The organism is Rhodococcus sp. H29-C3 (assembly GCF_030063405.1).
In the GTDB taxonomy this organism is placed as follows: domain Bacteria; phylum Actinomycetota; class Actinomycetes; order Mycobacteriales; family Mycobacteriaceae; genus Rhodococcoides.
Genome location: NZ_JASITC010000007.1, coordinates 38,153 through 60,366, shown reverse-complemented (window position 1 = coordinate 60,366; position 22,214 = coordinate 38,153). Strand labels below are relative to the sequence as shown.

Below are 22,214 nucleotides of genomic sequence, written 5' to 3'. Positions count from 1 at the left end.
ACCTTATGTACCGAGAGTGCCGCGGCCGAGGTGCAAGCGTCCACGTTCGGCTCATAGCAGCGTGGACCAGTAAGGCCAAAAGCGCTGCGCGATCAAGGCGATCACTGCGAGAAACCACACGGTCAGCGGAACGGAGTGATTACGTATCGACAACTCGATCCATCGTCGGAGAACGGGTTTCGACCTGACACAGTCAAGATTTCGCAGGGTGACGTACCAGAAGATCGGTGCGGTGACCGCCCACACAGCCATGCAGTACGGACACAATGCACCGATCTCGTACAGCGACTGCAGGATGAGCCAGTGCACGAATACCACGGCAACGGTGACGCCGACTTGCGCTGCAACCCAGAACCATCGATCGAACGCCGCACCAGCGAGAAGCGCAGCACCGACTGCGGCTACGACGGCGAAGCCCCCGATTCCGAGGAGGGAATTGGGGAATCCGAACGTTGACGCCTGCGGGGTGGCCATCACCGATCCGCAGTTGAGTACCGGGTTGATGCTGCAGGTCGGGGCGTAGCCGGGGTCGAGCGCGAGAGCGAACTTCTCCACCGTGAGCACGAACGCTGCACACAGTCCGGTCAGGCCGCCCGCCAGTAGTAGCCAGGGCAGGCTCCGGTCGAACGGTCTGCCCTTCAGAGGCCTGGCGGCCGCGAGGTCAGCCAAGCGCAGCGTCGAGGGCATCAGCGAGGTCTCCGTACGTGGTCGGTTCGATCTTGACGCCGTTGAGGAAGAACGTCGGTGTGCCCTGCACGCCGAGCGCCAACCCGTCCGCGACGTCGGTCTGAATGCGCTCGAGCGTCGCCGGATCGGTGTAGGCGGCGTCGAACGCACTCATGTCGAGTCCCTGGTCGACTGCGAAACTTCGGAACAGATCGTCCTGCGGAGTCTGCTGTTCTCCCCACTGCGCCTGCGTCTCGTACATGCGCTGATACATCGCCTCGAACCGGCCCTGCTGGGCTGCAGCTTCGACAGCTCGTGCGGCACGTTCGGCATTGAAGTGGGAGGCGATAGGAAAGTAGCGGACCACGAACGTCACCCGGTCGCCATAGTCTTCACGCAATTGTTCGATCGCCGGGTAAACCGACCTGCAGGCCTCGCACTCGAAGTCGAGGAACTCCACGAACGTGACCCGGCCGTCGGGTACAGAGTTCAACCGGTGACTGTTCTCGCGCACCGCAATCGAGGCAGGGTCGGCCGTGGCCTGCTCAGTGGCCACCTCATCCGGGGACCGTGGCCTGTCCAACACCAGCAGAAAAGTCAACGCGGCGGCGAACACGACCACCAGCGACAACGAAATCTTCAACGTTCGGCTCATTCAAATACCTTCTCGATTCGTTCCGACTGACTGGTGGACTCGATGTTGGCCGATTCAAACCAGCAACACACTAACAATCGTACGAATGTTAGCTGACGTCTTCCGCATCGATCGTATGGTTGTTAGATTGTGTCCATGTCCTTGGAACCTCTCGATTCGTGCGATCTGCTCTGCATGGACCTCCCCCACGCCGAAAGCGTCCGCGCCTTGCTTCCAGGCATAGGCGACGTCGAACGACTCGCCGACGCTGCGCGCGCGCTCGGCGACCCCACACGATTGACCATCGCGCTCGCGCTCAGCAGCGGCGGCCAAATGTGCGGATGCGACATCGCCTGGATCGTCGGAAGGAGCCAGAAACTCGTCTCGCACCATCTTCGGAAGCTCAAAGCTGCCGACACCGTGGAATCGACCCGAGCCGGGAAGTTGGTCATGTACTCGCTCACCGATCGCGGCTCGCGACTGCTCTCGGCCCTGACCGAACCACTGTCCCTCGCCTACTCCATCGAGCCGAACGGGGTCGAGCATGGCTGATGCATGCTGCGGACCCACCTCCACACCACCGTCCGCAAACGCCGTCGACCACGGTCATGCCGTCAACGACACGGCCCCGAGGTTGTGGCAAGTCCGCGAATTGCAACTCGCCGCTGCGGCCGCGATCATCCTCGCCGTGTCGTGGTCGATCGGCCGAACGAGCGACGAGACAGTTGCCACCGTCGGCGGACTAATCGCCGCCGCCATCGCCGCTGCGACCTTCGCCCCCTCGGCGCTGAAGAACCTTCGACACGGCCGCATCGGCGTCGGAACGCTGATGACGATCGCGCTTGTCGGAGCCATCGCCTTGGGACAGATCCCGGAAGCTGCGATGCTCGGTATCCTGTTCTCCATCGCCGAAGGACTAGAGGAATACGCGGTAAACAAGACACGCCGCGGACTACGTGCCCTGCTGTCCTTGGTACCGCCGACAGCGTCGGTCATCCGAGGCGGTACCGAATCGGCCATCTCCCCCGACGACATCGCTATCGGGGACACCATGCTGCTGCGGCCCGGTGAACGCGCAGCGACCGATGGAACCATTTCCCTCGGGTCGACGAACCTGGACCTGTCCGCGATCACCGGCGAATCACTCCCCATCGAAGCCGGTATCGATGACGAGGTGCATGCCGGTGCCATCAACGGCGGCGGCGCCATCGAGATGATCGTCACCGCGCTCGCATCGGACAGCTCCCTGGCCCGAATCGTCCACATCGTCGAGCAAGCTCAGGACCGAAAAGGATCCGGGCAGCGGCTCGCGGACCGCATTGCCCGTCCACTCGTACCGTCGATCATGATTCTCGCTGCTCTCGTCGCCGGCGTGGGCGCGATGTTCGGTGACCCCATGCTGTGGCTCGAACGAGCACTGGTGGTGCTGGTCGCGGCATCACCGTGCGCGCTGGCCATCTCCGTACCGTTGTCGGTCGTCGCCGCCATCGGCGCAGCCAGCCGCAACGGGGCGTTGGTCAAAGGCGGTGCCGCAGTGGAAGAACTGGGCCGCATCCGCGTCGTCGCGTTGGACAAGACCGGCACCCTCACCGCAGGCACACCCGAGGTCGTCGACGTCGTCACCGCCGCGGGCATCAGCCGAGCAGACGCGCTAGCCGCCGCCGCTGCTCTCGAAGCGCGCAGTGAGCATCCACTCGCCCGCGCCATCCTCGCCTCCGTATCGACCGTCACGGCAGCCGACGATGTCACCGCAATCCCCGGATATGGCCTGACCGGCACCCTCGACAGTGCCACGATCAGGCTCGGAAAACCGAGCTGGTTCGACACCGACATATTCAGCGCAGATATCGCCCGCCTGCAGAGCGCCGGTGCCACAGTCGTACTCGTCGAACGCGCAGGAGTTCTGATCGCCGCGATCGCTGTCCGCGACGAACTCCGGCCCGAGGCAGCCGACGCCATCCGCCAACTCACCGCCCTCGGGATCGACACCGCAATGCTCACCGGCGACAACGCGCTCACCGCGCGGGCTCTGGCCGCGCAAGCTGGCATCAACACCGTCCACGCGGACCTGTTGCCCGAGGAAAAGGCTGCGCTACTGACCGACATCGCAGCCGGACGCAAAATTGCCATGGTCGGTGACGGGGTCAACGACGCTCCCGCCTTGGCGACCGCCGATATCGGCATCGCTATGGGCGCGATGGGAACCGATGTCGCCATCGAGACCGCCGACGTCGCCCTCATGGGTGAGGACTTACGGCACCTGCCCCAGGTATTGGCCCACGCTCGGCATGCACGGCGCATCATGGTCCAGAACATCGCCCTGTCGATCGCGATCATCGGAATACTCGTCCCACTGGCGGCTACCGGTGTCCTCGGCTTGGCCACCGTGGTCCTCGTCCACGAGCTTGCCGAAGTTCTTGTGATCGCCAATGCAGTTCGGGCTGCCCGCACCACGCCGTTGCACGGGTTCCTCCCGCCGCCCACGGATTCGGGCACCCTCAACATCACTGTCGCACCTGCACCGGAGTTCGAGGATGCCTGCTGCGCCCCGGCGCCGAAGCCGGGGAGCGTCGTAGCAGGCACGCCGGGAAATCTTCCGGTCCCCGGCGTGCCTGCAATGGCGTCGGCAGTCGGACCCGACGGCGGTGGGTCAGGGCGCCCGCATGGATGTACCTGCGCACCTCCGAGCCCGCATGTAGCGATCGCGGGCATGGAAGAAGGTAGTGCTGTGGGTGGTAACCGGACTGCCAGCAAGCGGCCACAGCCGTCCTGAAACTTCAATGCCACCCTCCGCAAACCCGCAAATATCGGAGTCGAGGGCGGCTGACACTCGAGTCCATATGGATTCAGAGCAGAGGTTTCGATCGAGTTGTGACACCGAGACACCTATTCGAGCAAAAAGGCGACCCCCGGATTTCTCCGGAACCGCCATTGTTCTCGATGTACTGTCGGGCTGACAGGAATTGAACCTGCGACCCCTTGACCCCCAGCTAGATGCGACGGCCTGTTGTGGGTCCACCTGGGACCACTACCGCAACTCCACCAGCACAAACAGTCCATCCCCGGTCGTAGCAAGCCAAGGTCAACCGGAACCACTTGTGACACCCTCGTGACACTGCCGAACGCCGAAATCGGCGCACTTGACCGCACCGAGTGCCACGCCTTCCAATGCGGCGAGTGTGCGTGCATGTCACCGACCGGGCCCGTGCCGTCCACCCAGTGCCTCGTCAATCCAAGTAGATGCAGGAACCGACAGAAATTCTGGCTAATAGCCAGAAACCTTGAACTCAATATCCACGAAAGTCGCTGCACCACTTCGCCAGACTCAAGTGCGCGCACACAAGGCGAAACTGCTGATTTACTAAGAAGTGCGCATCCACTCCCTTCCCCACGCGTCCAGAATCAGCACGCAGCCGTCATCGACGGCCCTTGTCACCGCCGAACCTGGCGTGGCCGCCACAAGTTGTGACAACGTCGTGACACCGACAGCAAGCTGCTCGATCTCGCCCGCGCCGCCACCGACCGTCTGCGCATGAGTGCATCGTTGCCGCGCTTTACTGCGTCTACTCGCGCCTCCCCCACCGCACCAGCTAGGAGTCCCACCGCGCTTCGCATTGTGGCCGGCACCCGGGTCTTCCAACGCCACAGCACCGGCCGCGGCCCGCTGTGGTTAGCCAACGCCGGATACGGCCGATTCGACCTCGCCGGCGATCACGGAACCTGCTACATCGCCCAGCCCCCGCAGATCACGTTGCTCGAAACGTGGGGAGGTATGCGGGTCATGCCAACCACATGACTGCGAGAGCTCGACCGGCCGCCGAAGCAGCGGCCGAATTGCCCACCGGACCAATCCAATCGACTCACGGTGACGGCCATCAACGCTACCGGTTCGTCGCAACGCCGTGAACGCGTCCTCACTCTGAGAGGCGACTGGGCCGATCACTGCACCGCTCGACGGCGGCACGGCGGCGTATCGCCGTCGAGCGGTGCAGCCCGGTGAGGGCGCTCGCCTGACGTGTCCCGATTTCGATATCGGTGAGGTCGGTGTAGGCGGAGGTCATCGCTTGTTGTTCTTCTCGTCCGAATCCGCGCTCTCGGAGAGACTTGCCAAGAGCGCGTGTGCTTTTCCCATGATATCCAGTGCAGCTTCGGTAGTATTCAACCGCTTGTTCGCGCGGGTCAGTTCGCGGGTCAGTCGTGCGATCTCGGCTTGCTCGGCGGTGAGCTTGCCGACCTTCTCGCCGGGCTTCTTTCCGGCGAGCACACCGGCGTCGCGGTGTTTGCGCCATTCGCTGATCAACGACGAATACAGTCCCTCGCGGCGTAGGTATGCCCCACCGTCGCCGCTCTCGCAGGCCTGCTCATACGCGCGCACGTGCTCTGATTTCTCCGCTGCGGTGAACGTGCGTCGCCGTCGTGGTCCGTCTGCTCTCGGATGTGCTGGATCCATCCGTTCATTGTCGCCGCTGATCGGCATGGTGGTGGTAATCGTCATGGTGTGTGTCGATCCGTATCTCGCCCCTGCATCAGGCCGGGTTGCTATGAACCACTGGACTCACCTCACCCTGACACGCAGGGCGGTCGGCGTCGATGTCTTTGAGGGTGACAGTGTCGCCGATGTATCCGGGGTTGATTGCTTTGCACAGGAAGTGGCCGTGGTGAAAGACCCGATTTCGGTGATGTCGCGGGAGTCGTAGTGGATGGTGACAAGTTCTCGTACGTAGGCGGCCAGGAGTGGGGTTGAGGTAGCGCAATCCCTGGAAGTGGATGCCGTCGCGGTGCACGATGCACGGTTTTGCGACGTAGACGAGCAAGAGGTCGAGTTCGGTGAGGTCCGCGGGCATGCGCGGGAGCCAACGGTCGGCGAGCCAACGCTCGTGGGGGCTGGTACCGATTTCGGAGTGCCGTCGGCGGTGGTGGGTGTCGACGATGAAGTGCCGCAGGGCTCGGTCGAAGTCCGCGAGGGTCGAGGTCGGTGCGGTGACGTGGCGGTTGAGGACCGGGGAACTCAGACAGTAGTTCGGTGTGACGGTGCCGAAGAAGCGTTCAATCTTGCCGCGACCTTGCGGGCTGGCGATGGTCGAGTGCACGATCTGCAATGTCAGGTCGGAGGCGACCTGGGCGAGGTAGCTATTGTTGAAGTCGCTGCCGTGGTCGACGTAGAGGATGCCGGGGATTCCGCACATCGGCCGGTGGGGTCTGCTTTCGTCCAGATCGCTTGTCGTAGTGCGAGGGACGTCGATAGGGGCGGGGGCGCGCCGAGTCCGACGATGTAGCCGAGGGCTTCGATGTCGAGTTCGGTGTGAGCGACCTGCCAGATTTGGTTCGAGGTTTCGCTTTGTCTGCGGTAGACCAGCCCGTATTTGTCGCGCGGTGCGCTCGCGCCTTCCCTAGCGAGAATCAGAGCCGCGGGATCCCATCGCATCGATGACCGCGCGACCGCGCTGTACGAGAGCGGTCGGCAGGTTTCGTGCCGCTGCGGTCGAGACCGCCAGCGCGGTAGTCGGGTGAGCCAGCGCCGGGCGGCGCGTTCGTGGATCGGAGTGTCTCGGACGGCGCGTGCGAGTGGAACACCGCCGGTCCAGTGCAGTTCGAGCATCGCGTAGCGGCGCATCGCTTCTGAACGTTCCGCGGCAGTGTTCACCCAGGTCGGTCATGACCAGTAGTGCGGATCACCGTTGCAGCCCTCCCTGCGGCGTCAGGTTGGGCATCGCTGACGTTACGCCGAACCGACCCGTCAGGTAAGGGCTACTCAGGGTTCGGCGGTGAAGGTGCGTCGGGTTGCTTTCGGCGCGGGGTTGATCGGCTCGTCTCGAGGTGGTGGTACGGGCTTTGAGCCGCTCGTCAGTGATGCTCCAGTCATGCCCTCAGGGTGTTCACTTCGTTCGCTGCAAGTCTCACTTGATCCTGGCAGAGATGGGAACCATCTACCTGGGTCGGCCGCCATTGACTTACATGTCGTTGACATGTCATCGATCTATTCGTACGCTGTGGTGAGCGCCACAATCGAGCCCGGTGGCATCCCTCCTCACATAACCCGCTTAGGAGTCCGAAGATGATGAGCGCCCAAAAGTGCCCCTATTCGTCGATAGGTGAGGAGTATCAGCCATTCGAGCAAGTCGGCATGGCCGACCATTTTCGACGCGCCCGTGCCGAAGAGCCGGTCTTCTACAACCCTGAGCTCGACTGCTGGGTGGTCACCAAGCGCGCAGACGTAGTTGCGGTGTTCAAGGACCCTGACACCTACTCCGCCAGCAATTCCCAAGACTCCGTTGTTCCATTTCCCGAGGCAGTACAGCAGTACCTCGCTGACGGCGGGTATCGGCGTGAACCCACACAGGCCAACTGCGATGCACCCAAGCACACCCGCATTCGCAAAATCGCCAGCCGGTTTTTCAGCCCGCGGCGTTTCCGCGTTCTCGAGCCGCAGATCCGGGCAATCATGGACGAGTACGTTACCCGGTTGAAGGCAAGAGATCAGGTCGACCTGGTCGGCGAGCTGGCCTACGAGCTGCCTGCGCGTGTGATCTTCTTGCTTCTGGGTGTGCCGGATATCGACGTCCGACAGATCAAATACTGGTCCGACAACAGATTTGCAATGGTTTGGGGGCGCCTCGATCCGGCAGATGCCGAGGGGGCCGGCGAGCAGCTCCTCGACTACTGGAACTACTGCAAGGCGCTGGTCGCAGATAGGCAAGAAAATCCTGGCGACGATTACGCCAGCGGTCTTCTCAAAATTCGCAACGGTGACGACGACATCATTTCCGTCAACGAGATCGTCAACCTCGTCTTCGGCATCTTGCTTGCCGGGCACGAAACCACCACCAACGGTATCGCCAGCATGCTCTACGAGTTGTTGCTCGACGAACGGCGGTGGGCACAGGTGTGCGAGGGCCAGACCCCCCTCCGTAATGTCGTCGACGAGAGCCTGCGGTACTCACCGCCCTTCGTCACTTGGCGACGCCGCTGCACCACCGACGTGGAGATCTCCGGTGTGCCGATACCGAAAAACTCGACGATCATGCTCGCGCTCGCCTCCGCGAACCGCGACGAGGAAATTTTCGATGAACCCGAACAGTTCGATATCGATCGAAACCGACCGAGCATGCATGTTTCTTTCGGCTTGGGCGCGCACTTCTGCATGGGGGCCGAGCTGGCGAGGATGGAAATGGAAATTGTGCTCGAAGAGCTCGTCAAGACATTCCCGAATATGAGCATGGTCCCGGACCAGGATTTCCAATGGGCCAAGACCATATCGCCTCGCGGTCTCGACAAGCTTATGGTGAACTTGAACAATGCGGAGCCGCCTTCGAACACACGATAGTCAGCGCCTAGCTATGGACGATAATCGGCGTATGCACCCTCTCCAGTCCCAGGATGATGACGCACCGGCGACGAACGACTCACGAGTCGAGAGGCCTCTACGCGACGAGCTGTTCACGGATTCCGTGGTTACCTCGGACGAGCTTGGTCGCGCAGAGGTGACGTTGAGCCTCACCCACGCCCCCATGGTGCGCATCGGCCTGCTTGCGAACAAGTACCGGCAACTGACATCGCGGTACTACTTGCGCGAATTCGGTGTGGGCGCTACGGACTGGCGACTTCTCGTTGTGCTCACAAAGTCTCCGGAGGTGTCCGCGGGGTATATCGCCGAACTGCTGGGAATAGACAAGGCTGCGGTGAGCCGCTCCCTCAACGCGCTCGGGTCTCTCGGCCTCTCCACGGACGCTTTGCGGTCGTCGGCTGATCCCCGCATCAAACTCTGGCGGCTGACCCGGGACGGGCAAGAGCTCCACGCACGAATGCTGACTGCATCACTCCGGATGAACAATGTCCTCCTCACCGGATTCGGCGAGGAGGACATCATCAAACTTCTGGAGTTGTCCGACGCAATGCTTCGAAATCTCGAACTGCTCGAGGCTGAGTTCGGCGCCAGCTCCGGCTAATTTTCTATGCTGGCCGAGTCATCCTCTTCTATCGTTCTCAGGTCCTGCGCCAAGAGCGCAGTACGCAACACCCCGGTCAAGTGCGTCGTCATCAGCCGCTGCGCAGCCTTCGCGTCTCGGTCCCCGACCGCTTCGAAAATATGCTCGTGATCGTTGAGCCACACCTGCCGTTGTCCCGGGTCGGCCGCTGCCATTCGAGGCGCTCCCCGCGAACCGATCAGCAGCGAGCGCACTATCCCCCCGAACACCGGGTTGCCGGACATCTCTGCAATACACGTGTGAAAACCCGTTCGTCGGGGCGAACCATCCGAGCGCGCCGACTCGTACGAGGTCTCGATCGATTCCTCCAACAGCCGCAAATTCTCTGCGGTGTGCCGCTCGGCCGCGACACCTGCAATGAAGGGCTCGATCGCCAATCGCGCCTCCACGACGTTCTCCAACGATCGGTCCGAGTTGAGCAGTACGTCAGCAACACGTACCACTGCATCGTCCGAGGGGGCCGCCCGCAAATACACCCCAGACCCGTGGCGGGTCTGAACAACACCGATCGCTTCGAGAGATGCCAGTGCCTGACGCAGCGAGTTCCTCGATACGTTCAACCGTGTGGAAAGCTCACGCTCCGACGGCAACGACTTTCCTGGCACGTATCGCCCACTTCGGATCTCGTCATGCAAGTGATCGCGTACCTGATCGTGCACTGATCTGCGAACAGCCTTGGAATCGTCAGACATAAATCGAGCACCCTAACTAGCTATCTGGTCAGTTATCTGCGGCGTTGAACATGAACCTCTGCGCACAACTTGCAATGGAAGGCTTGGTCAAGGACATCGACGAGCGCTCCGAAGTAGTAAACTCGACTGGTCTACGCGAGCGGCGCTGCAACTCCCGAATACGAAGGGAGTTGCAGCAATCCATTGTAGCTACGACCGGACGTTTCCGATACGTAAGACCATGCACCCACCACACGTTAGCCGTAAATCGAATCCGGTGGCATCTGCTCGATGATGCCGGCTTTCGCCAGCGCCTCGAACTCCTTTTCCAACTCGCCGCGCGCCTCCGATACCGGCTGCACATCATAGGAAATCATGCCTGAGACCAGGAACTCGCGCGCTACGCCTGGTTTCTGTCCGCGAGCAACAGCAAAGTCTTCTACCGCGTCCGGGTTGGCTTCCATCCATGCAGTCTTCTCTGCGAGAGCGGAGGTGAGCTTCTCTCCGTTCGCGCTGGAGAGGCCGTTGGTGTTCGATTCCAGCACGTAACCGATATCGGCCTTACCTGGCACAATACCGAGCTCGCTGGCGTCGGCCGCCACCTTCAACGTAGGGAACTGCTGCTCGGCCAACAGAATCTGCTCGGCACGCACTATCGCGTAATCGGCCTTGCCTGTGGCTGCTTGAACGGCGGCGGCTGCGGTGCTGTCGGAGTTGATGACTTCGTAGTCCTGTCCGGATTGGAGACCGAGGTTGTTGGCGATGGAGGCTTCGACCGACTTCCAGCTACTCGAACTGGTCTGTGTCACGATTCTGCTTCCCCGGACATTATCGGCGTCCCATGGTTTTCCGGTACTCATCGCCGAGTTGGTAGCGTTTGCGATCTTGCCGACGATCGCAACCGGAGCACCCTGAGAAGCAGACGACGCGACTGTCGACGGTCCAGCTGTGCTGACGTCGATTCGGCCACGGACGATGTCGGTGTACATCGTGGACAGATTGCTGTATTCCTCCATTTGGAGCTTGATACCGTGTGCTTCCTGCATTGCGGAATCCTCGCCCAACATCACCAGTCCCTGCGACGTCAGAGAGGGTGCTCCGCCGACGTAGTAACCGAGGTGGATGTTGGCGGTTTCACCCTCCGCGGTCTCCGGTCCGGAACTACTTCCGCAGGCGCTCGCGGTCAGCGCCAATGTGGTTGCCAAAGCGGCCAGTGCAAAGCGTTTGGTGATCTTGTTGTTTCGATTCATCCGATTCTCCAGTGAGATCAATTGAGTGTGGGTGACGTATTGGCCCTGCTGATCAGCCGCGCGCGGTGATGCCGCCCGCTGTGGAGGTGAGCATTTCGCGCACCTGCCCTCGCAATTCAGTGAATTCAGTAGTGCCGATCGAGGGCTCCCGCGCGGTGTCGTACTCGGCGAGAATTTTCGCCGGCCGCCCCAACACGATTACCCGGTGCGCGATCGCGAAGGCTTCCTCGATGTTGTGTGTGACGATCAACGCTGTCTTCTGCTCCTGATCTGCCAGCGCGCAAAAGTCCTCACGCAACGAACGCGCCGTGACCTCGTCCAGTGCACTGAAACTCTCGTCCAGCAACACCAGTGCCGGGTCGATCGCGAATGCCCGAGCCAGCGAAACACGCTGGCGCATACCGCCCGAGAGCTGCCCAGGGTACTTGTCGTACGAGTCGGACAGATGCATCTTGTCGAGCCATTCGCGGGCGTGCGCTCGCCGCTTAGACTTGCCGACCTTGAGTATCTCTTGGCCAACCGCAACGTTGTCGACGGCCTTGCGCCACGGCAGCAGCCGAGGGGTCTGGAACGCCATTCCGATCAGTGAGCGCAACTCGTGGTGCTCGGTGTACGGGTTTCGCCCGGCGATCCGCACGCTGCCGGAGGTCGGGTCCAAGTTGCCGATCAGCAGGTTCAGCACCGTCGACTTGCCGGCGCCCGTGCGTCCCAAGATCGCGAGCCGCTCGCCCTTGTGGACCTTGAGGTTGAGCTGCTCCACGGCAGCGACGCCGCCGAACTCGTGGTGGACATCGTCGAAATCGACGATGATGTCGTTGTCGTTGTCGTTGTCGTTGTATGTCATCGGACCACGGCCTCCGAACGCCAGTGCAGCAATACGCCTTCGAGAAGGCTGATGAGTTTGATTACGATGAAGTTGGCCGCGATCAAGATGACTGTCCACGCGAATACCACGTCGAGCCTGAAGTTGGCTTGCGCGGTGCCCATAGCGCGGCCGATGCCGTCGTTCGCGCCGAGCAGCTCGGCAAGCACCATGATCTTCAGGGTCATGGCTGCCGTGGAGCGCATCGCGGTCATCAGACTCACGATGGACTGCGGCAACAACAGGATTCGCAGAGTCTGCAGCTTACTTGGCCGGAATTGTTCGACAGCCTCGAGAACGTCCTTGTCCATGTCCCGGATGCCCTCATACACGGCGATGACAAAGAACGGGAACGAGATTATGAAGGTGACGAATCCGATGCGGCCCTCGACCGAGGTCATCCACAACACCGAAAGCAGAATCCACGAAATCGCGGGGACCGCCTGGATGATCGAAATAATCGACTCCATCAGCCGGCCGAAGACCCGGCGATATGCGCCCATGAACAGGCCGATCCCCCAGCCCGCGAAAATTGCTGCGCCGAAGGCAACGAGGTAGCGCACTGCGGTGGTGGCAATGTCGGCCCTGTCATCGATCAAGATCGTCTTGAGCGCATCCCATACTTGGGGTATTCCTGGGAATACGAACGAGTCGAAGTTGAGCGACGCGACCCAGTACAGAAAGATCGTCAGCAGGATCGCCACAGGTGTAGGCCAGCCCCTGTCGAAGAGCGCGATGTGCTTCTTCTTCCTTTTGGGTGGCGGCACACCGACTCCTGAAGCTTCATTTTTTTCGGCGGGGGCACCCTGCGCGGGTGTGCGCTCTAGAGCTGCGGGCACGATACGTGACCTCCTTGGCGACGCTGTTGTCTACGGGATTCAAGCCGGAATGGCTGCCGAAACCTCGTGAGGCTCGACCAGGCGCGGGGTTCACCTTGCATAGGCAGCCAACTCGGCGAACCCGGGGCGGACGATTCAGCTTCCGCTTCGGTAGCAATTGACCAGCAACCTAAGGTGGTTGAACCACTTCACCATAAAGGTGGCTAGCATCACAAGTCAAGCCTTTTAGCCTCTAGCTCACATTTCAGCCTTCGCACGCTTGTCCACCCCCCCGCCCACCGGCCGGACGCCCACACTCCGGGACGGCAGGCCGCCTGGCTAAACAAGCCTTGAGGCCTGGGAAGCTAAATCGTGGTGCGCCAACCAGAAGAACTCGATGGACAATCGAACCCCTCAGTTCTTTCGCGATTCAAGTCACTATTGACGCCTGCCAGTGACGTGCAATACATTGAAGTGGTTCAACCAATAAGCCGAATGTTGTTAGATTCCGGCTGTTGCGAGGGAAGACCCCGACCCACCCGAGACCGGCAACCGCCCTGCCTCTCGATACTCCGCACTCAGAGGTGACATGTGCACTACTCGACACAGACCCCCGGGTCACACGAACTGCCCTGGAATCCCTTCAAAAGCTGCTGTATCCCGCGCCCGATCGGCTGGATTTCGACGATAAGCTCCGACGGAGTACCGAACCTGGCGCCTTACAGTCAATTTCAGAACGTCACGTGGGACCCTCCGATGGTCATGTTCGCCGCCAACCGCAACGAGACGGGCGCGCGGAAGGACACCGTCGCCAACGCCGAAAATTACGGCTGGTTCAACTGGAACATGGCAACCTGGGATCTTCGTGACGCAGTGATGACGACGTCGCGTCCGGCACTCCCCCATGAAGACGAGTTCGAACTGGCCGGGTTGACGACAAAAAACGCGATCGATTCCGAGATCCCCCTGGTTGCGGACTCCCCCTGCCACTTCGAGTGCCGCTATCTGCAGACGATCTCCATTCCCGGCGACACCCCTGAAGGGAGCGTCGACATCGTTCTGGGCAGGGTCACGCGTGTCCACGTCGCCGATGGGTTGATCACCGACGAGGGCAAGCTCGATGTGCTCCGTATGAAGCCCATCGCCCGCCTGGGTTACATGGACTACACCGTGGTCGACAACATCTTCGACATGCCGACCCAACAGTCCAGGCTGCCCGCTGGCATCACAGGCGTTGCGGAATAGCCGACTCCACCATCTGACAGTTTTGGCGTCATCCGCCAATTGCTCTCTCAGATAACTGAATACGACTGAAGCTCGCGCGCAGCAGAGGCTTTAGTAGTGCCCGCCAGATCTGGGCAATCTTCGAAGTCAGCTACTGCCGGCCAATCGCGAAAGGACATCGCACATGTACGAAGTCAACGACACTCTCATCGTCACTCTGCCCAAGGAAGATGACCAGGACAATCCGTTCCTGAAGGGCCCCTTCCGGCCACAGGGCCGCGAGTTCGCGGTCAGTGGCGACGAGATGCAGGTCATCGGCGAGATCCCGGCCGACCTCGATGGGATCTACATCCGCAACACTCATAACCAGGCGATGGCGCCCACCGGCATCTACCACCCGTTCGACGGCGACGGAATGCTGCATGCCATCAAGTTCCACGATGGCCAGGTGGAGTACCGCAACAAGTTCGTGCGCACCACAGGCTTCCTCGCCGAGCAGGGCGCCCAAAAAGCACTGTGGCCCGGCATCATGCAGCCCAGCGATTACACCCGAAGAGGCTGGGGCGCAATGGGCGTGATGAAGGACAACGCGGGCACGGACGTCGCCGCGCACGCCGGGCAGATCATGGCTTGCATGTCCCAGGGCTCCGAGCCGTGGACGCTGAGCCCGCACACCCTCGAGACCTTCGGTGCCAACAAGAATTGGGCGCGGCTGGTGCCCGACGGCGTTGCCTCGCACTACAAGGTCGACAACGAGACCGGCGACATGATCTTCTTCAACTACCCGGAGAAGGCCCCGTTCATGAACTACGGGGTGATCAACAAGATCGACAAGCTGATCCACTACGTCCCGATCGAGTTGCCCGGCCCGCGCTGGCCGCACGACATCGGCATGACCAAGAACTACACCGTGCTGCATGACCTTCCCTATTTCTTCGACGAGGAAGCACTCAAAGCGGGCGTCCGCAAGCTGGAGTTCCACCGCGAGGTGCCCGCCCGATTCGGCATCATCCCGCGCTTCGGGCGGACCGAGGACGTCAAGTGGTTCGAGGCCACGTCCTGCTGGATCATGCACTTGGCCAACTGCTATGAGGACGGCGACTGGGTCATCCAGGACGCATGTGTCTGGGACAACCCGGTCAAACCGCCGCTGGGCGCCACCGACGACCCATACGCCAAAATCAAGCGCAACTTGGACAAGCACGCCACCAATACCCACATGTACCGCTGGATGTTCAACATGGTCACCGGCGAGGTACGCGAGCAAAACCTCGACGACGAGGTCACCGAGTTCCCGATCATCAGCAACGACTATGTGGGTGTGAAGAACCGCTACACCTACAACTCACTGTTCGTATTTCACGAGTGGCTGATGGCAGGGGTCAAGCGCTACGACTGGCTCACGCAGAGCACCGATCGCTACGAGTACGGCGAGGGACGCTACGGCAGCGAGGTCTGTGTCGCACGCGCCGTCGGCTCCAAAGCCGAGGACGATGGCTATGTGCTGACCTACGTCACCGATATGCGCGAGGACCGCTCCGAAGTAATCATCCTGCGCGCCGACGACATCGCCGCCGGCCCCATCGCACGCGTCATCCTGCCTGAGCGCATCTCGGTGGGCGTGCACGCCTGCTGGGTCGAGGGCGACCGCATCGACGGCGAGCACCGCGATCCCGCGATGATTCCCGCCGAGGAGCACAAGTTCTCTCCCCTGGGCAACGCCGAGTTCGCGGCGACGCTCTCATGAACGGCGCACCGACTATGAGCGGCGAGGGTGTCACCGATGTCGTCTTCATCGCGGGCTTGAACAATTCCTCGTCCACCTGGCGGCCGGCCATTGGGGCCCTGCCCGCGGGACTTACCGGCCACGCGCTGGACTGCCCGCCCATCCCGGACATCGACGAGTTGGCAGCGGCACTGCTAGCGGATCTACCCGAGCGATTCTTCGTCGTCGGCCATTCCTTCGGCGGCTACGTTGCCCTGGCAATGCTGGCAGCGGCCTCCCAGAGGATCGCGGGTCTGGTGCTGGTGAACAGCGGGACGGGCGCAGACAGTGAAGCCGTCGCGGCCGGGCGGCTCGAGAAGGTTGCGCAGACCGAGGCGGGCGGATACGAAGAGCTGGCCAACGCAGCCTCCGCTCGCGCCTATCATCCAGACAACGCCGGGGATGCCGCGCTGATGGACGCCCGTGCCGTGGGGGTTCGCGAGTACGGTCCCAGCCGCTACGCGGCGCATCAGCGGGCGACCGCAGCGCGTCCGGACCGCACGGAACTGACCGCAGACGCGGCCGTACCCAAGCTCGTCCTCGCCGCCGACCACGACGTCGTCGTCCCTACCGCGAAGCAGCGTGCGATGGCCGAGGCAATCGGCGCACAGTATCAAGAAATCCCGCGCAGCGGTCACATGATGCCCGCCGAGCAGCCAATCCTGGTGGCGGCGGCCGTTGCCGACTTCGTCACCGCCCACCAACAGCAAGGAGCCACGCTATGACCACCGCCCTATCCCTGCCCCAGCACACCGTGCACGGCGAAGGCGGCACCACCGTCTTCCTGCTGCACGGCGCCTACGGCGGCGCCGACTACTTCGACAACGCGGCCAAGGTGGTGTCCGACGCCGGCTACCGCGTCGTCGTCTGGAACGCGCCGGGCTACGGCGGCACCGAACTACCTGCCGGCGCCTCCATCGCGGGCTACGCCGAGTCGCTGCGCGCGCTGGTACAGGCGGTCGGCACCGACACCAACGTGGTACTGGGGCACTCCATGGGCGCACTCATCGCGCCGCTGGCCACCAACGCCGAGCCGGCGATCCACGGACTGGTGCTCTCGAGCGCCTCCGCCGGGTTCGCCTCCCGCACCCCCGAGGACCAGAAGCGCTATCTGGCCGAGCGGCTCGAGCCGATCGAGAACGGCATGTCCGTCGCGGAGTACGTGCGGCCGCTGCTGGTCTCGATGATGGGCCCGGGCGCATCCGGCCCCCTCGTCGAGCACGTGCGCGAGGTCATCGTGAACATGAGCACCGCCACTCTCGCCTCCTCCATCCGTGCCATCGCCGGCTACGACGGCAGGCCCGCTCTCGCAGCCCTGACCGTCCCGACGCTGCTGCTCGCCGGCACAGAGGACACCGCATGTCCTGTAGCCGGCATGCGAAAAATACACGAGATGGTGCCGGGCTCCGAGATCCACGAGCTCGAAGGTGCGGGCCACTACGGCTTCGCCGAGAGCCCCGACGAGTACCTCGGGCACCTGCTCGACTTCCTCGGCCGCAATTTCCCCGCGACACCCGCCAAAAACTAGAACGGAAAGGGACCCCCATGATCGTGGACTTCGCCGCGCGCCTTGCCGCGGCCAGCATCCCGCCCCTCTCAACAGTTGTCGGCGGGGAGTTCGTCGACGGCACGGGGGATGCATTCGACTCCGTGTACCCGGGCACCGGCGAGGTCATCGCGACTCTTCGCTGCACCGGGGAGGAGCAGGTGGACGCCGCCGTTGCCGCGGCGCTGGCTGCGCAGCCTGGTTGGGACTCGGCTGGCGCGGAGCATCGCGCCCAGGTTCTCGAGACTACCGCGCGCAGCATCGTCGCTGACGTCGACCGCCTCGCCACGCTGGTTGCCCTCGACAACGGCAAGCCCCTCGCCGATGCGCGCGGGGACGTACTCGGCTGCGCGGCGATGATACGATCCGCCGCCGGGTGGGCCACCCGAACCAAGGGCACCACCCTGCCTGACGAGGGCGGCTTGCTGCGCCTGACCTGGCGTGAGCCGGTGGGTGTAGTCGGTGTGATCATGCCGTTCAACGCGCCGCTGATGTTCTCCGGCATGAAGGTCGCCGCCGCCATCGCAATGGGCAACAGCGTCGTCGCCAAAGCTCCGGAGAAGTGCCCACTGGCGCCCGTCGCGTTCGTCGAGCACTTGCTCGCTGCGGGGATGCCCGCCGGGGTGGTCAACGTAGTCCAGGGCTTCGGTCCCGTCGGGCACCGGCTCGTCACCGCACCCGACGTGCGGATGGTCTCGTTCACCGGCAGCAACCACGTCGGCAACATCGTCGGCGCCGCGGCCACCGCACTCGGCAAGCGGGTGCTGCTCGAGCTCGGTGGCAAGTCCGCCAACATCGTCTACGACGACGCACCGTTAGACGCCGCCGTCGCCGGTTCGTTGGCCGGCATCTTCACCAACGCAGGGCAGCGCTGCTTCTCTGGTTCTCGAATCTTGGTGCAGGAGAACATCGCCGACGAGTTCATCGCCGCGCTGGTCGCCGGCGCCAAGGCGATCCGCGTCGGCGATCCATTCGCCCCCGAGACCACCATGGCCGCGCTCATCACTTCCGCCGATGTGGACCGCGTCGCAAGGTTGGTCGCCGAGGCCGAGGAGGAGGGCGCGAGCGTGCTCTGCGGGGGCGCACCGGTAGCAGGCCTGGCCCCGGGAGGCGCGTACTTCGCTCCCACCATCGTCGATGCCACTAACACCCCGATGCTGAGCTTGCTCTCGGCGGAGGCCTTCGGCCCAGTGGTCACCGTGCAGCGTTTTCGCACCGTCGAGGAAGCGATCGCGATGGCTAATGACTCCGAGTTCGGTCTCGCCGGTGGCTGCTGGACCAACAGCCTCGATCGCGCGCTCGCCACCGCCAAAGCCGTTGATACCGGAATGTTCTGGGTCAACGCGTACGGCCAGAAGGGCGGCGCGGAGGCCACTCTCGAGGCACGCCGCGGCTCTGGCTTCGGCCCCGAGAAAGGCGCCGACGGCGCACAGCATTACACCACCAGCAAATCCGTCATGATCAAGCAGAATCCAGGTGTCGCATGAGCCGCACAATCACCTCCCGCGCCGCCGTCGCGCTGACGGCCGGCAAGGTGGACATCGTCGAGATCGAGATCCCCGCCCCCACCGGTCGCCAAATTCTTATCGACGTCGCCGCCTGCGGGCTCTGCGGCAGCGATCTGCATTTCATCGACGGCACCTCCGGCACCGCATTCCCGTATCTGCTGGGGCACGAGGTCTCCGGCACGGTGCGCGAGATCGGGGAGGACGTCACCAAGTTCGCAGTCGATGACCAGGTGATCGGCGCACTTGTAGTCGCCTGCCAGGAATGCAAGGACTGCGAGCGCGGACGCCCCAAAGCGTGCCGATTCCGCAAACCAGTATTGCCGCACCCCACCTTGGAAGATGGCCGCGAGTTGACGCCGGTTCTCGGAATCGGGGGCCTCGCCGACGTACTCCTGATCGACCAGTTGCACTTGACCAAGCTGCCCGACGGACTCGAGCTCGAGCTCGGTGCACTGCTCGGCTGCGGCGTATCGACTGGCTTCGGCGCAGCCGCCAACACCGGTGAGGTGCGTCCCGGAGACAGAGTCGCCGTCATCGGAGCCGGCGGAGTCGGTCTGGCCGCCATCGCCGGTGCACATGCCAGCGGCGCCGACGCAATCCTCGCTCTCGACCGAGACCGCACTCGATTCGACCGGGCCAAGCAGTTCGGTGCCACCGCTACCGCCGCCCCCGAGGACATCAGCGGCGGAATTGCCGACGACCAACGCTACGACGTGGTGATCGACTGTGTTGGCGGCGCCGGGCCTCTGCAAATGGCCATCGATCTGCTGCAGACCGGTGGCCGCATCGTCATGCCCGGGGCACCGCGCCGCGACGAAGAGGTCACCCTGGCCATGCGGACACTGTTCGACCGCCGCGTGGAGTTCACCGTCTGCCACCTCGGCGACTGTGTGCCCGATGAGGACATACCTCGCATCGCCGCCCTGGCCGCGGACGGCAGCTTCCCGCTCGAGCTCTACCGCAGTGAGACTGTCGGTCTCGAGGACGCACCGGCAGCCTACGAACGGATGCGCCGCGGCGAGGTGCTGCGCTCGATCGTGGTGCCTTCGCGGGATCGGCGCGCCTAAATGAGGGCTGGGTCTCCGGGCCTCGGACATCTCTCGCCTGACCAGATGGGCGTCGTGCTCAGCCAGGCGCCAGGACGTGAACCGAGTGCTGTCCTCGACGCCGCGCAGGTGGCCGATGAGCTGGGCTACCGCGACCTGTGGATCGGCGAGATGGCAATGTTCGACGCCTTCGTCCTGGCCACGGCCATCGCAGCGCGCACCCATCGGATCGCGCTGACAGTGGGGCCGCTGGCCGTAACCGTGCGCACCCCCGTCGGGATCGCTATGGCCGCAGGCTCAGTACTCGCGGCGACGGGCCGAGTGGTCGACCTCGCGCTGGGCACCTCTAGCCCCACCGTCGTTGCCGGATGGCACGGACGCGACCGCGCACACAGCGCGGCGCTGCTCGCCGACACCGCTCAGGCACTACGCCCACTACTCTCCGGTGAGAAAGTCGACTTCACCGGCGATGCCCTGACTACCAAAGGCTTTCGCTCTCTCGTACCGTCCCCCGAGTCCTCGATCACGGTGGCGGCATTCGGCGCGAAGGCGATCACCGCTGCCGCCCGCTACGCCGACCGCATGGTGCTGAATATGGTTGCGCCCGAGAGCGTGGCCCGTCTGCGGGGCGAGTTGACTGCCGCCGCCGAGGCCGCGGGCCGACCAGTCCCCCGCCTTGCCGCGTGGATCCCCGTCTCGGTCGACCCCGACGAAGACGCCCTCGCCCAGATGCGCCGCTCCAAAGTGGGCTACCTGTCCGCCCCCGGTTACGCGCAGATGTTCACCGAGGCGGGGTACGGGGACCTGGTCGAGTTTGCCCGCACCCGTCCGCATCCCCGCGAGGTGTACGAGCGCATCCCCAACTCCCTACTGCACGCGATCGGAGCAGTCGGCGACGTCGACACAGTCCTGGGCCGGCTCGGCGACTTTGCTGCGGCTGGCATCGACGAGATCGTGCTGAATCCGAGCACCGCCGGCGACCCCGGAGGTCTCCGCACACTGAAGGCGATAAGCAATGGTTGAGAAAACATCCGGCCCATTGACCGGTCTCACAGTGATCGAGCTGGGCCGGTTCGTCGCGGCGCCGCTGGCGGGCCGGTTGCTGGCGGACTGGGGTGCCGACGTAATCAAAGTCGAAGCCCCAGCGGGAGATCCGATGCGCTGGGGTCCGATGGGTGAGCGCCCCGGCTTCTCCCCGCAGTTCGCGTCCTTCAACCGCGGCAAGCGAAGCGTAACCCTGGATCTGAAGTCCGAGGCCGGCCGCGAAGCACTGCGCGCTCTGCTCGCGGGCGCCGACGTACTCATTCACAACATGCGCGCTGCAGCGTTGGTGCGTCTGGGCATCGACCCCGAACTGGTATCCAGCCAGTTCCCGGATCTTGTACTGTGCGGGATCTCCGGGTTCGGCGACGTCGGTCCTTACGCCAGTTCGCAGGCGTTCGACTCTATCGTCTCGGGGGTGAGCGGGCTGTACTCCCAGTATTGCGAGCCCGATCAACTTGTCCCCGTTGGCCCTTCACTGTCCGACATCCTGACGGGGATGTACGCGGCGCAGTCGGTGCTCGCTGCGCTGCACGCCCGCAGTGCGCGGGGTACTGGCCAACGCGTGGAGGTCTCGATGCTCGAGTCAGTGGTCAATGCGATCGACGACGCGTTCACCACCCACTTCGAGGCCGACGCCCCGGTAGGACCGCAGACACGCCAGGAGCGTCAGCATGTGTTTGCTTGCCCCGCCGGCGATGGTCTCTCCTTCGTCGTGCAGGTTTCCTCCGCTCCGTCGCAGTGGCAAAAATTTGCCGAACTGTTCTCAGAGAGATCGAATACCGCTGCACTGCTTGATGATCCGAGTTTCATCGATTACGATACCCGCATTACGCATTTCGTCGAGCTCGCTGCCCTCGTCAGCGCCGCCGCTTCTTCCCGCCCTCGGGCTGACTGGCTCGCAGACTTGCAAGGTCTCGACATCGCCGCCGGGCCCGTCAACTCAATCACCGATGCCATATCTGATCCCCAAGTCCAAGCCGGCGAGATGATCACCGAGATCGCCATGCCCGACGGCCCTCCGCTGCGGATGACGCGCGCCGTCGGCTCGTTCTCGCAGACTCCACTCTCGTCCGTCGTGCGCCCACCCGAGGCCGGGGAACACACTCTGGAGGTGCTCGACCAGTTCGACCTCACCCCTGCCCAGCGCGAGAGCGTCGAGCAGGTCTGGCGCACCCGCCGCCGCTACCGCTAACCC

22 protein-coding genes are annotated in these 22,214 nt (G+C 63.3%); 13 read left to right on the top strand and 9 right to left on the bottom strand.

Annotated elements, in window-relative coordinates; translation table 11 throughout:
- Positions 1-51: 51 nt before the first annotated feature.
- Entirely contained in the window at positions 52-687 is a 636-nt protein-coding gene (locus QMK32_RS16740) for a vitamin K epoxide reductase family protein (RefSeq protein ID WP_283476228.1), read from the bottom strand.
- The gene (locus QMK32_RS16735) at positions 662-1,321 is read right to left on the bottom strand and encodes a DsbA family protein (RefSeq protein WP_283476227.1); all 660 of its coding nucleotides are present in this window, start codon (positions 1,319-1,321) and stop codon (positions 662-664) included. Before QMK32_RS16735 ends, QMK32_RS16740 begins: the two co-directional genes overlap by 26 nt.
- Positions 1,322-1,456: 135 nt before the next feature.
- On the opposite strand from QMK32_RS16735, the gene QMK32_RS16730 reads away from it, so the two are divergent.
- The 3 genes from QMK32_RS16730 (at position 1,457) to QMK32_RS16720 (ending at position 5,096) form a co-directional block, all read left to right on the top strand.
- Complete coding sequence (locus QMK32_RS16730) at positions 1,457-1,852, top strand: ArsR/SmtB family transcription factor (RefSeq protein WP_283476226.1); 396 nt, start codon at positions 1,457-1,459, stop codon at positions 1,850-1,852.
- Positions 1,845-4,073: a heavy metal translocating P-type ATPase gene (locus QMK32_RS16725; RefSeq protein ID WP_283476225.1), complete on the top strand. Its 2,229-nt coding sequence runs from the start codon at positions 1,845-1,847 to the stop codon at positions 4,071-4,073. The genes QMK32_RS16730 and QMK32_RS16725 overlap by 8 nt, the downstream gene beginning before the upstream one ends.
- 759 nt (positions 4,074-4,832) lie before the next feature.
- On the top strand, positions 4,833-5,096 hold the full coding sequence (locus QMK32_RS16720; protein WP_283476224.1) for a hypothetical protein: 264 nt from the start codon (positions 4,833-4,835) through the stop codon (positions 5,094-5,096).
- Positions 5,097-5,214: 118 nt separating this feature from the next.
- Here the strand turns inward: QMK32_RS16720 and QMK32_RS16715 are convergent, their stop codons facing one another.
- The 3 genes from QMK32_RS16715 to QMK32_RS16705 are packed head-to-tail and all read right to left on the bottom strand — an operon-like array spanning position 5,215 to position 6,486.
- Positions 5,215-5,361: a hypothetical protein gene (locus tag QMK32_RS16715; protein WP_283476223.1), complete on the bottom strand. Its 147-nt coding sequence runs from the start codon at positions 5,359-5,361 to the stop codon at positions 5,215-5,217.
- Positions 5,358-5,795 (bottom strand): hypothetical protein, encoded by a 438-nt coding sequence (locus QMK32_RS16710; protein ID WP_283476222.1) that lies wholly within the window; start codon positions 5,793-5,795, stop codon positions 5,358-5,360. Before QMK32_RS16710 ends, QMK32_RS16715 begins: the two co-directional genes overlap by 4 nt.
- Before the next feature lie 31 nt (positions 5,796-5,826).
- Entirely contained in the window at positions 5,827-6,486 is a 660-nt protein-coding gene (locus QMK32_RS16705; RefSeq protein WP_283476221.1) for a hypothetical protein, read from the bottom strand.
- Between the two features lie 872 nt (positions 6,487-7,358).
- On the opposite strand from QMK32_RS16705, the gene QMK32_RS16700 reads away from it, so the two are divergent.
- Both QMK32_RS16700 and QMK32_RS16695 read left to right on the top strand, forming a co-directional pair.
- Entirely contained in the window at positions 7,359-8,624 is a 1,266-nt protein-coding gene (locus QMK32_RS16700) for a cytochrome P450 (protein WP_283476220.1), read from the top strand.
- A gap of 31 nt (positions 8,625-8,655) precedes the next feature.
- A complete protein-coding gene (locus tag QMK32_RS16695; protein ID WP_283476219.1) occupies positions 8,656-9,246 on the top strand; it encodes a MarR family winged helix-turn-helix transcriptional regulator in 591 nt (196 codons plus the stop codon).
- Here the strand turns inward: QMK32_RS16695 and QMK32_RS16690 are convergent.
- From QMK32_RS16690 to QMK32_RS16675, 4 genes are all read right to left on the bottom strand, one after another.
- Positions 9,243-9,977, bottom strand: coding sequence for a FadR/GntR family transcriptional regulator (locus QMK32_RS16690; protein ID WP_283476218.1), 735 nt, complete (start codon positions 9,975-9,977; stop codon positions 9,243-9,245). The two genes, QMK32_RS16695 and QMK32_RS16690, sit on opposite strands and share 4 nt — an antisense overlap.
- A gap of 236 nt (positions 9,978-10,213) precedes the next feature.
- A complete protein-coding gene (locus tag QMK32_RS16685; RefSeq protein ID WP_283476217.1) occupies positions 10,214-11,206 on the bottom strand; it encodes an ABC transporter substrate-binding protein in 993 nt (330 codons plus the stop codon).
- A gap of 52 nt (positions 11,207-11,258) precedes the next feature.
- Complete coding sequence (locus tag QMK32_RS16680; protein WP_283476215.1) at positions 11,259-12,050, bottom strand: ABC transporter ATP-binding protein; 792 nt, start codon at positions 12,048-12,050, stop codon at positions 11,259-11,261.
- Positions 12,047-12,907, bottom strand: coding sequence for an ABC transporter permease (locus QMK32_RS16675; RefSeq protein WP_136171916.1), 861 nt, complete (start codon positions 12,905-12,907; stop codon positions 12,047-12,049). Before QMK32_RS16675 ends, QMK32_RS16680 begins: the two co-directional genes overlap by 4 nt.
- Before the next feature lie 570 nt (positions 12,908-13,477).
- On the opposite strand from QMK32_RS16675, the gene QMK32_RS16670 reads away from it, so the two are divergent.
- From QMK32_RS16670 to QMK32_RS16635, 8 genes are all read left to right on the top strand, one after another.
- Entirely contained in the window at positions 13,478-14,131 is a 654-nt protein-coding gene (locus QMK32_RS16670; protein ID WP_283476214.1) for a flavin reductase family protein, read from the top strand.
- A 163-nt stretch (positions 14,132-14,294) separates the two neighbouring features.
- A complete protein-coding gene (locus QMK32_RS16665; RefSeq protein WP_283476213.1) occupies positions 14,295-15,857 on the top strand; it encodes a carotenoid oxygenase family protein in 1,563 nt (520 codons plus the stop codon).
- A gap of 14 nt (positions 15,858-15,871) precedes the next feature.
- Complete coding sequence (locus tag QMK32_RS16660) at positions 15,872-16,600, top strand: alpha/beta fold hydrolase (RefSeq protein ID WP_283476211.1); 729 nt, start codon at positions 15,872-15,874, stop codon at positions 16,598-16,600.
- Positions 16,597-17,403 (top strand): alpha/beta fold hydrolase, encoded by an 807-nt coding sequence (locus tag QMK32_RS16655; RefSeq protein WP_283476209.1) that lies wholly within the window; start codon positions 16,597-16,599, stop codon positions 17,401-17,403. Before QMK32_RS16660 ends, QMK32_RS16655 begins: the two co-directional genes overlap by 4 nt.
- A gap of 17 nt (positions 17,404-17,420) precedes the next feature.
- Positions 17,421-18,908 (top strand): aldehyde dehydrogenase family protein, encoded by a 1,488-nt coding sequence (locus tag QMK32_RS16650; RefSeq protein ID WP_283476208.1) that lies wholly within the window; start codon positions 17,421-17,423, stop codon positions 18,906-18,908.
- Positions 18,905-19,996: an alcohol dehydrogenase catalytic domain-containing protein gene (locus tag QMK32_RS16645; RefSeq protein WP_283476206.1), complete on the top strand. Its 1,092-nt coding sequence runs from the start codon at positions 18,905-18,907 to the stop codon at positions 19,994-19,996. The genes QMK32_RS16650 and QMK32_RS16645 overlap by 4 nt, the downstream gene beginning before the upstream one ends.
- A gap of 45 nt (positions 19,997-20,041) precedes the next feature.
- Complete coding sequence (locus tag QMK32_RS16640; protein WP_283476205.1) at positions 20,042-20,998, top strand: LLM class F420-dependent oxidoreductase; 957 nt, start codon at positions 20,042-20,044, stop codon at positions 20,996-20,998.
- Entirely contained in the window at positions 20,991-22,211 is a 1,221-nt protein-coding gene (locus QMK32_RS16635; RefSeq protein WP_283476204.1) for a CaiB/BaiF CoA transferase family protein, read from the top strand. The genes QMK32_RS16640 and QMK32_RS16635 overlap by 8 nt, the downstream gene beginning before the upstream one ends.
- The last annotated feature ends 3 nt before the right edge of the window (positions 22,212-22,214 follow it).

What these genes read in the sequence shown, in the direction of transcription:
- QMK32_RS16700 (WP_283476220.1), top strand. Translation starts at nt 7,359, where the DNA reads ATGAGCGCCCAAAAGTGCCCCTATTCGTCGATAGGTGAGGAGTATCAG.
- QMK32_RS16680 (WP_283476215.1), bottom strand. Translation starts at nt 12,050, where the DNA reads ATGACATACAACGACAACGACAACGACAACGACATCATCGTCGATTTC.
- QMK32_RS16640 (WP_283476205.1), top strand. Translation starts at nt 20,042, where the DNA reads ATGGGCGTCGTGCTCAGCCAGGCGCCAGGACGTGAACCGAGTGCTGTC.
- QMK32_RS16635 (WP_283476204.1), top strand. Translation starts at nt 20,991, where the DNA reads ATGGTTGAGAAAACATCCGGCCCATTGACCGGTCTCACAGTGATCGAG.
- QMK32_RS16655 (WP_283476209.1), top strand. Translation starts at nt 16,597, where the DNA reads ATGACCACCGCCCTATCCCTGCCCCAGCACACCGTGCACGGCGAAGGC.
- QMK32_RS16665 (WP_283476213.1), top strand. Translation starts at nt 14,295, where the DNA reads ATGTACGAAGTCAACGACACTCTCATCGTCACTCTGCCCAAGGAAGAT.
- QMK32_RS16690 (WP_283476218.1), bottom strand. Translation starts at nt 9,977, where the DNA reads ATGTCTGACGATTCCAAGGCTGTTCGCAGATCAGTGCACGATCAGGTA.
- QMK32_RS16685 (WP_283476217.1), bottom strand. Translation starts at nt 11,206, where the DNA reads ATGAATCGAAACAACAAGATCACCAAACGCTTTGCACTGGCCGCTTTG.
- QMK32_RS16715 (WP_283476223.1), bottom strand. Translation starts at nt 5,361, where the DNA reads ATGACCTCCGCCTACACCGACCTCACCGATATCGAAATCGGGACACGT.
- QMK32_RS16735 (WP_283476227.1), bottom strand. Translation starts at nt 1,321, where the DNA reads ATGAGCCGAACGTTGAAGATTTCGTTGTCGCTGGTGGTCGTGTTCGCC.
- QMK32_RS16740 (WP_283476228.1), bottom strand. Translation starts at nt 687, where the DNA reads ATGCCCTCGACGCTGCGCTTGGCTGACCTCGCGGCCGCCAGGCCTCTG.
- QMK32_RS16720 (WP_283476224.1), top strand. Translation starts at nt 4,833, where the DNA reads ATGAGTGCATCGTTGCCGCGCTTTACTGCGTCTACTCGCGCCTCCCCC.
- QMK32_RS16705 (WP_283476221.1), bottom strand. Translation starts at nt 6,486, where the DNA reads ATGTGCGGAATCCCCGGCATCCTCTACGTCGACCACGGCAGCGACTTC.
- QMK32_RS16650 (WP_283476208.1), top strand. Translation starts at nt 17,421, where the DNA reads ATGATCGTGGACTTCGCCGCGCGCCTTGCCGCGGCCAGCATCCCGCCC.
- QMK32_RS16645 (WP_283476206.1), top strand. Translation starts at nt 18,905, where the DNA reads ATGAGCCGCACAATCACCTCCCGCGCCGCCGTCGCGCTGACGGCCGGC.
- QMK32_RS16725 (WP_283476225.1), top strand. Translation starts at nt 1,845, where the DNA reads ATGGCTGATGCATGCTGCGGACCCACCTCCACACCACCGTCCGCAAAC.
- QMK32_RS16730 (WP_283476226.1), top strand. Translation starts at nt 1,457, where the DNA reads ATGTCCTTGGAACCTCTCGATTCGTGCGATCTGCTCTGCATGGACCTC.
- QMK32_RS16710 (WP_283476222.1), bottom strand. Translation starts at nt 5,795, where the DNA reads ATGACGATTACCACCACCATGCCGATCAGCGGCGACAATGAACGGATG.
- QMK32_RS16695 (WP_283476219.1), top strand. Translation starts at nt 8,656, where the DNA reads ATGCACCCTCTCCAGTCCCAGGATGATGACGCACCGGCGACGAACGAC.
- QMK32_RS16660 (WP_283476211.1), top strand. Translation starts at nt 15,872, where the DNA reads ATGAGCGGCGAGGGTGTCACCGATGTCGTCTTCATCGCGGGCTTGAAC.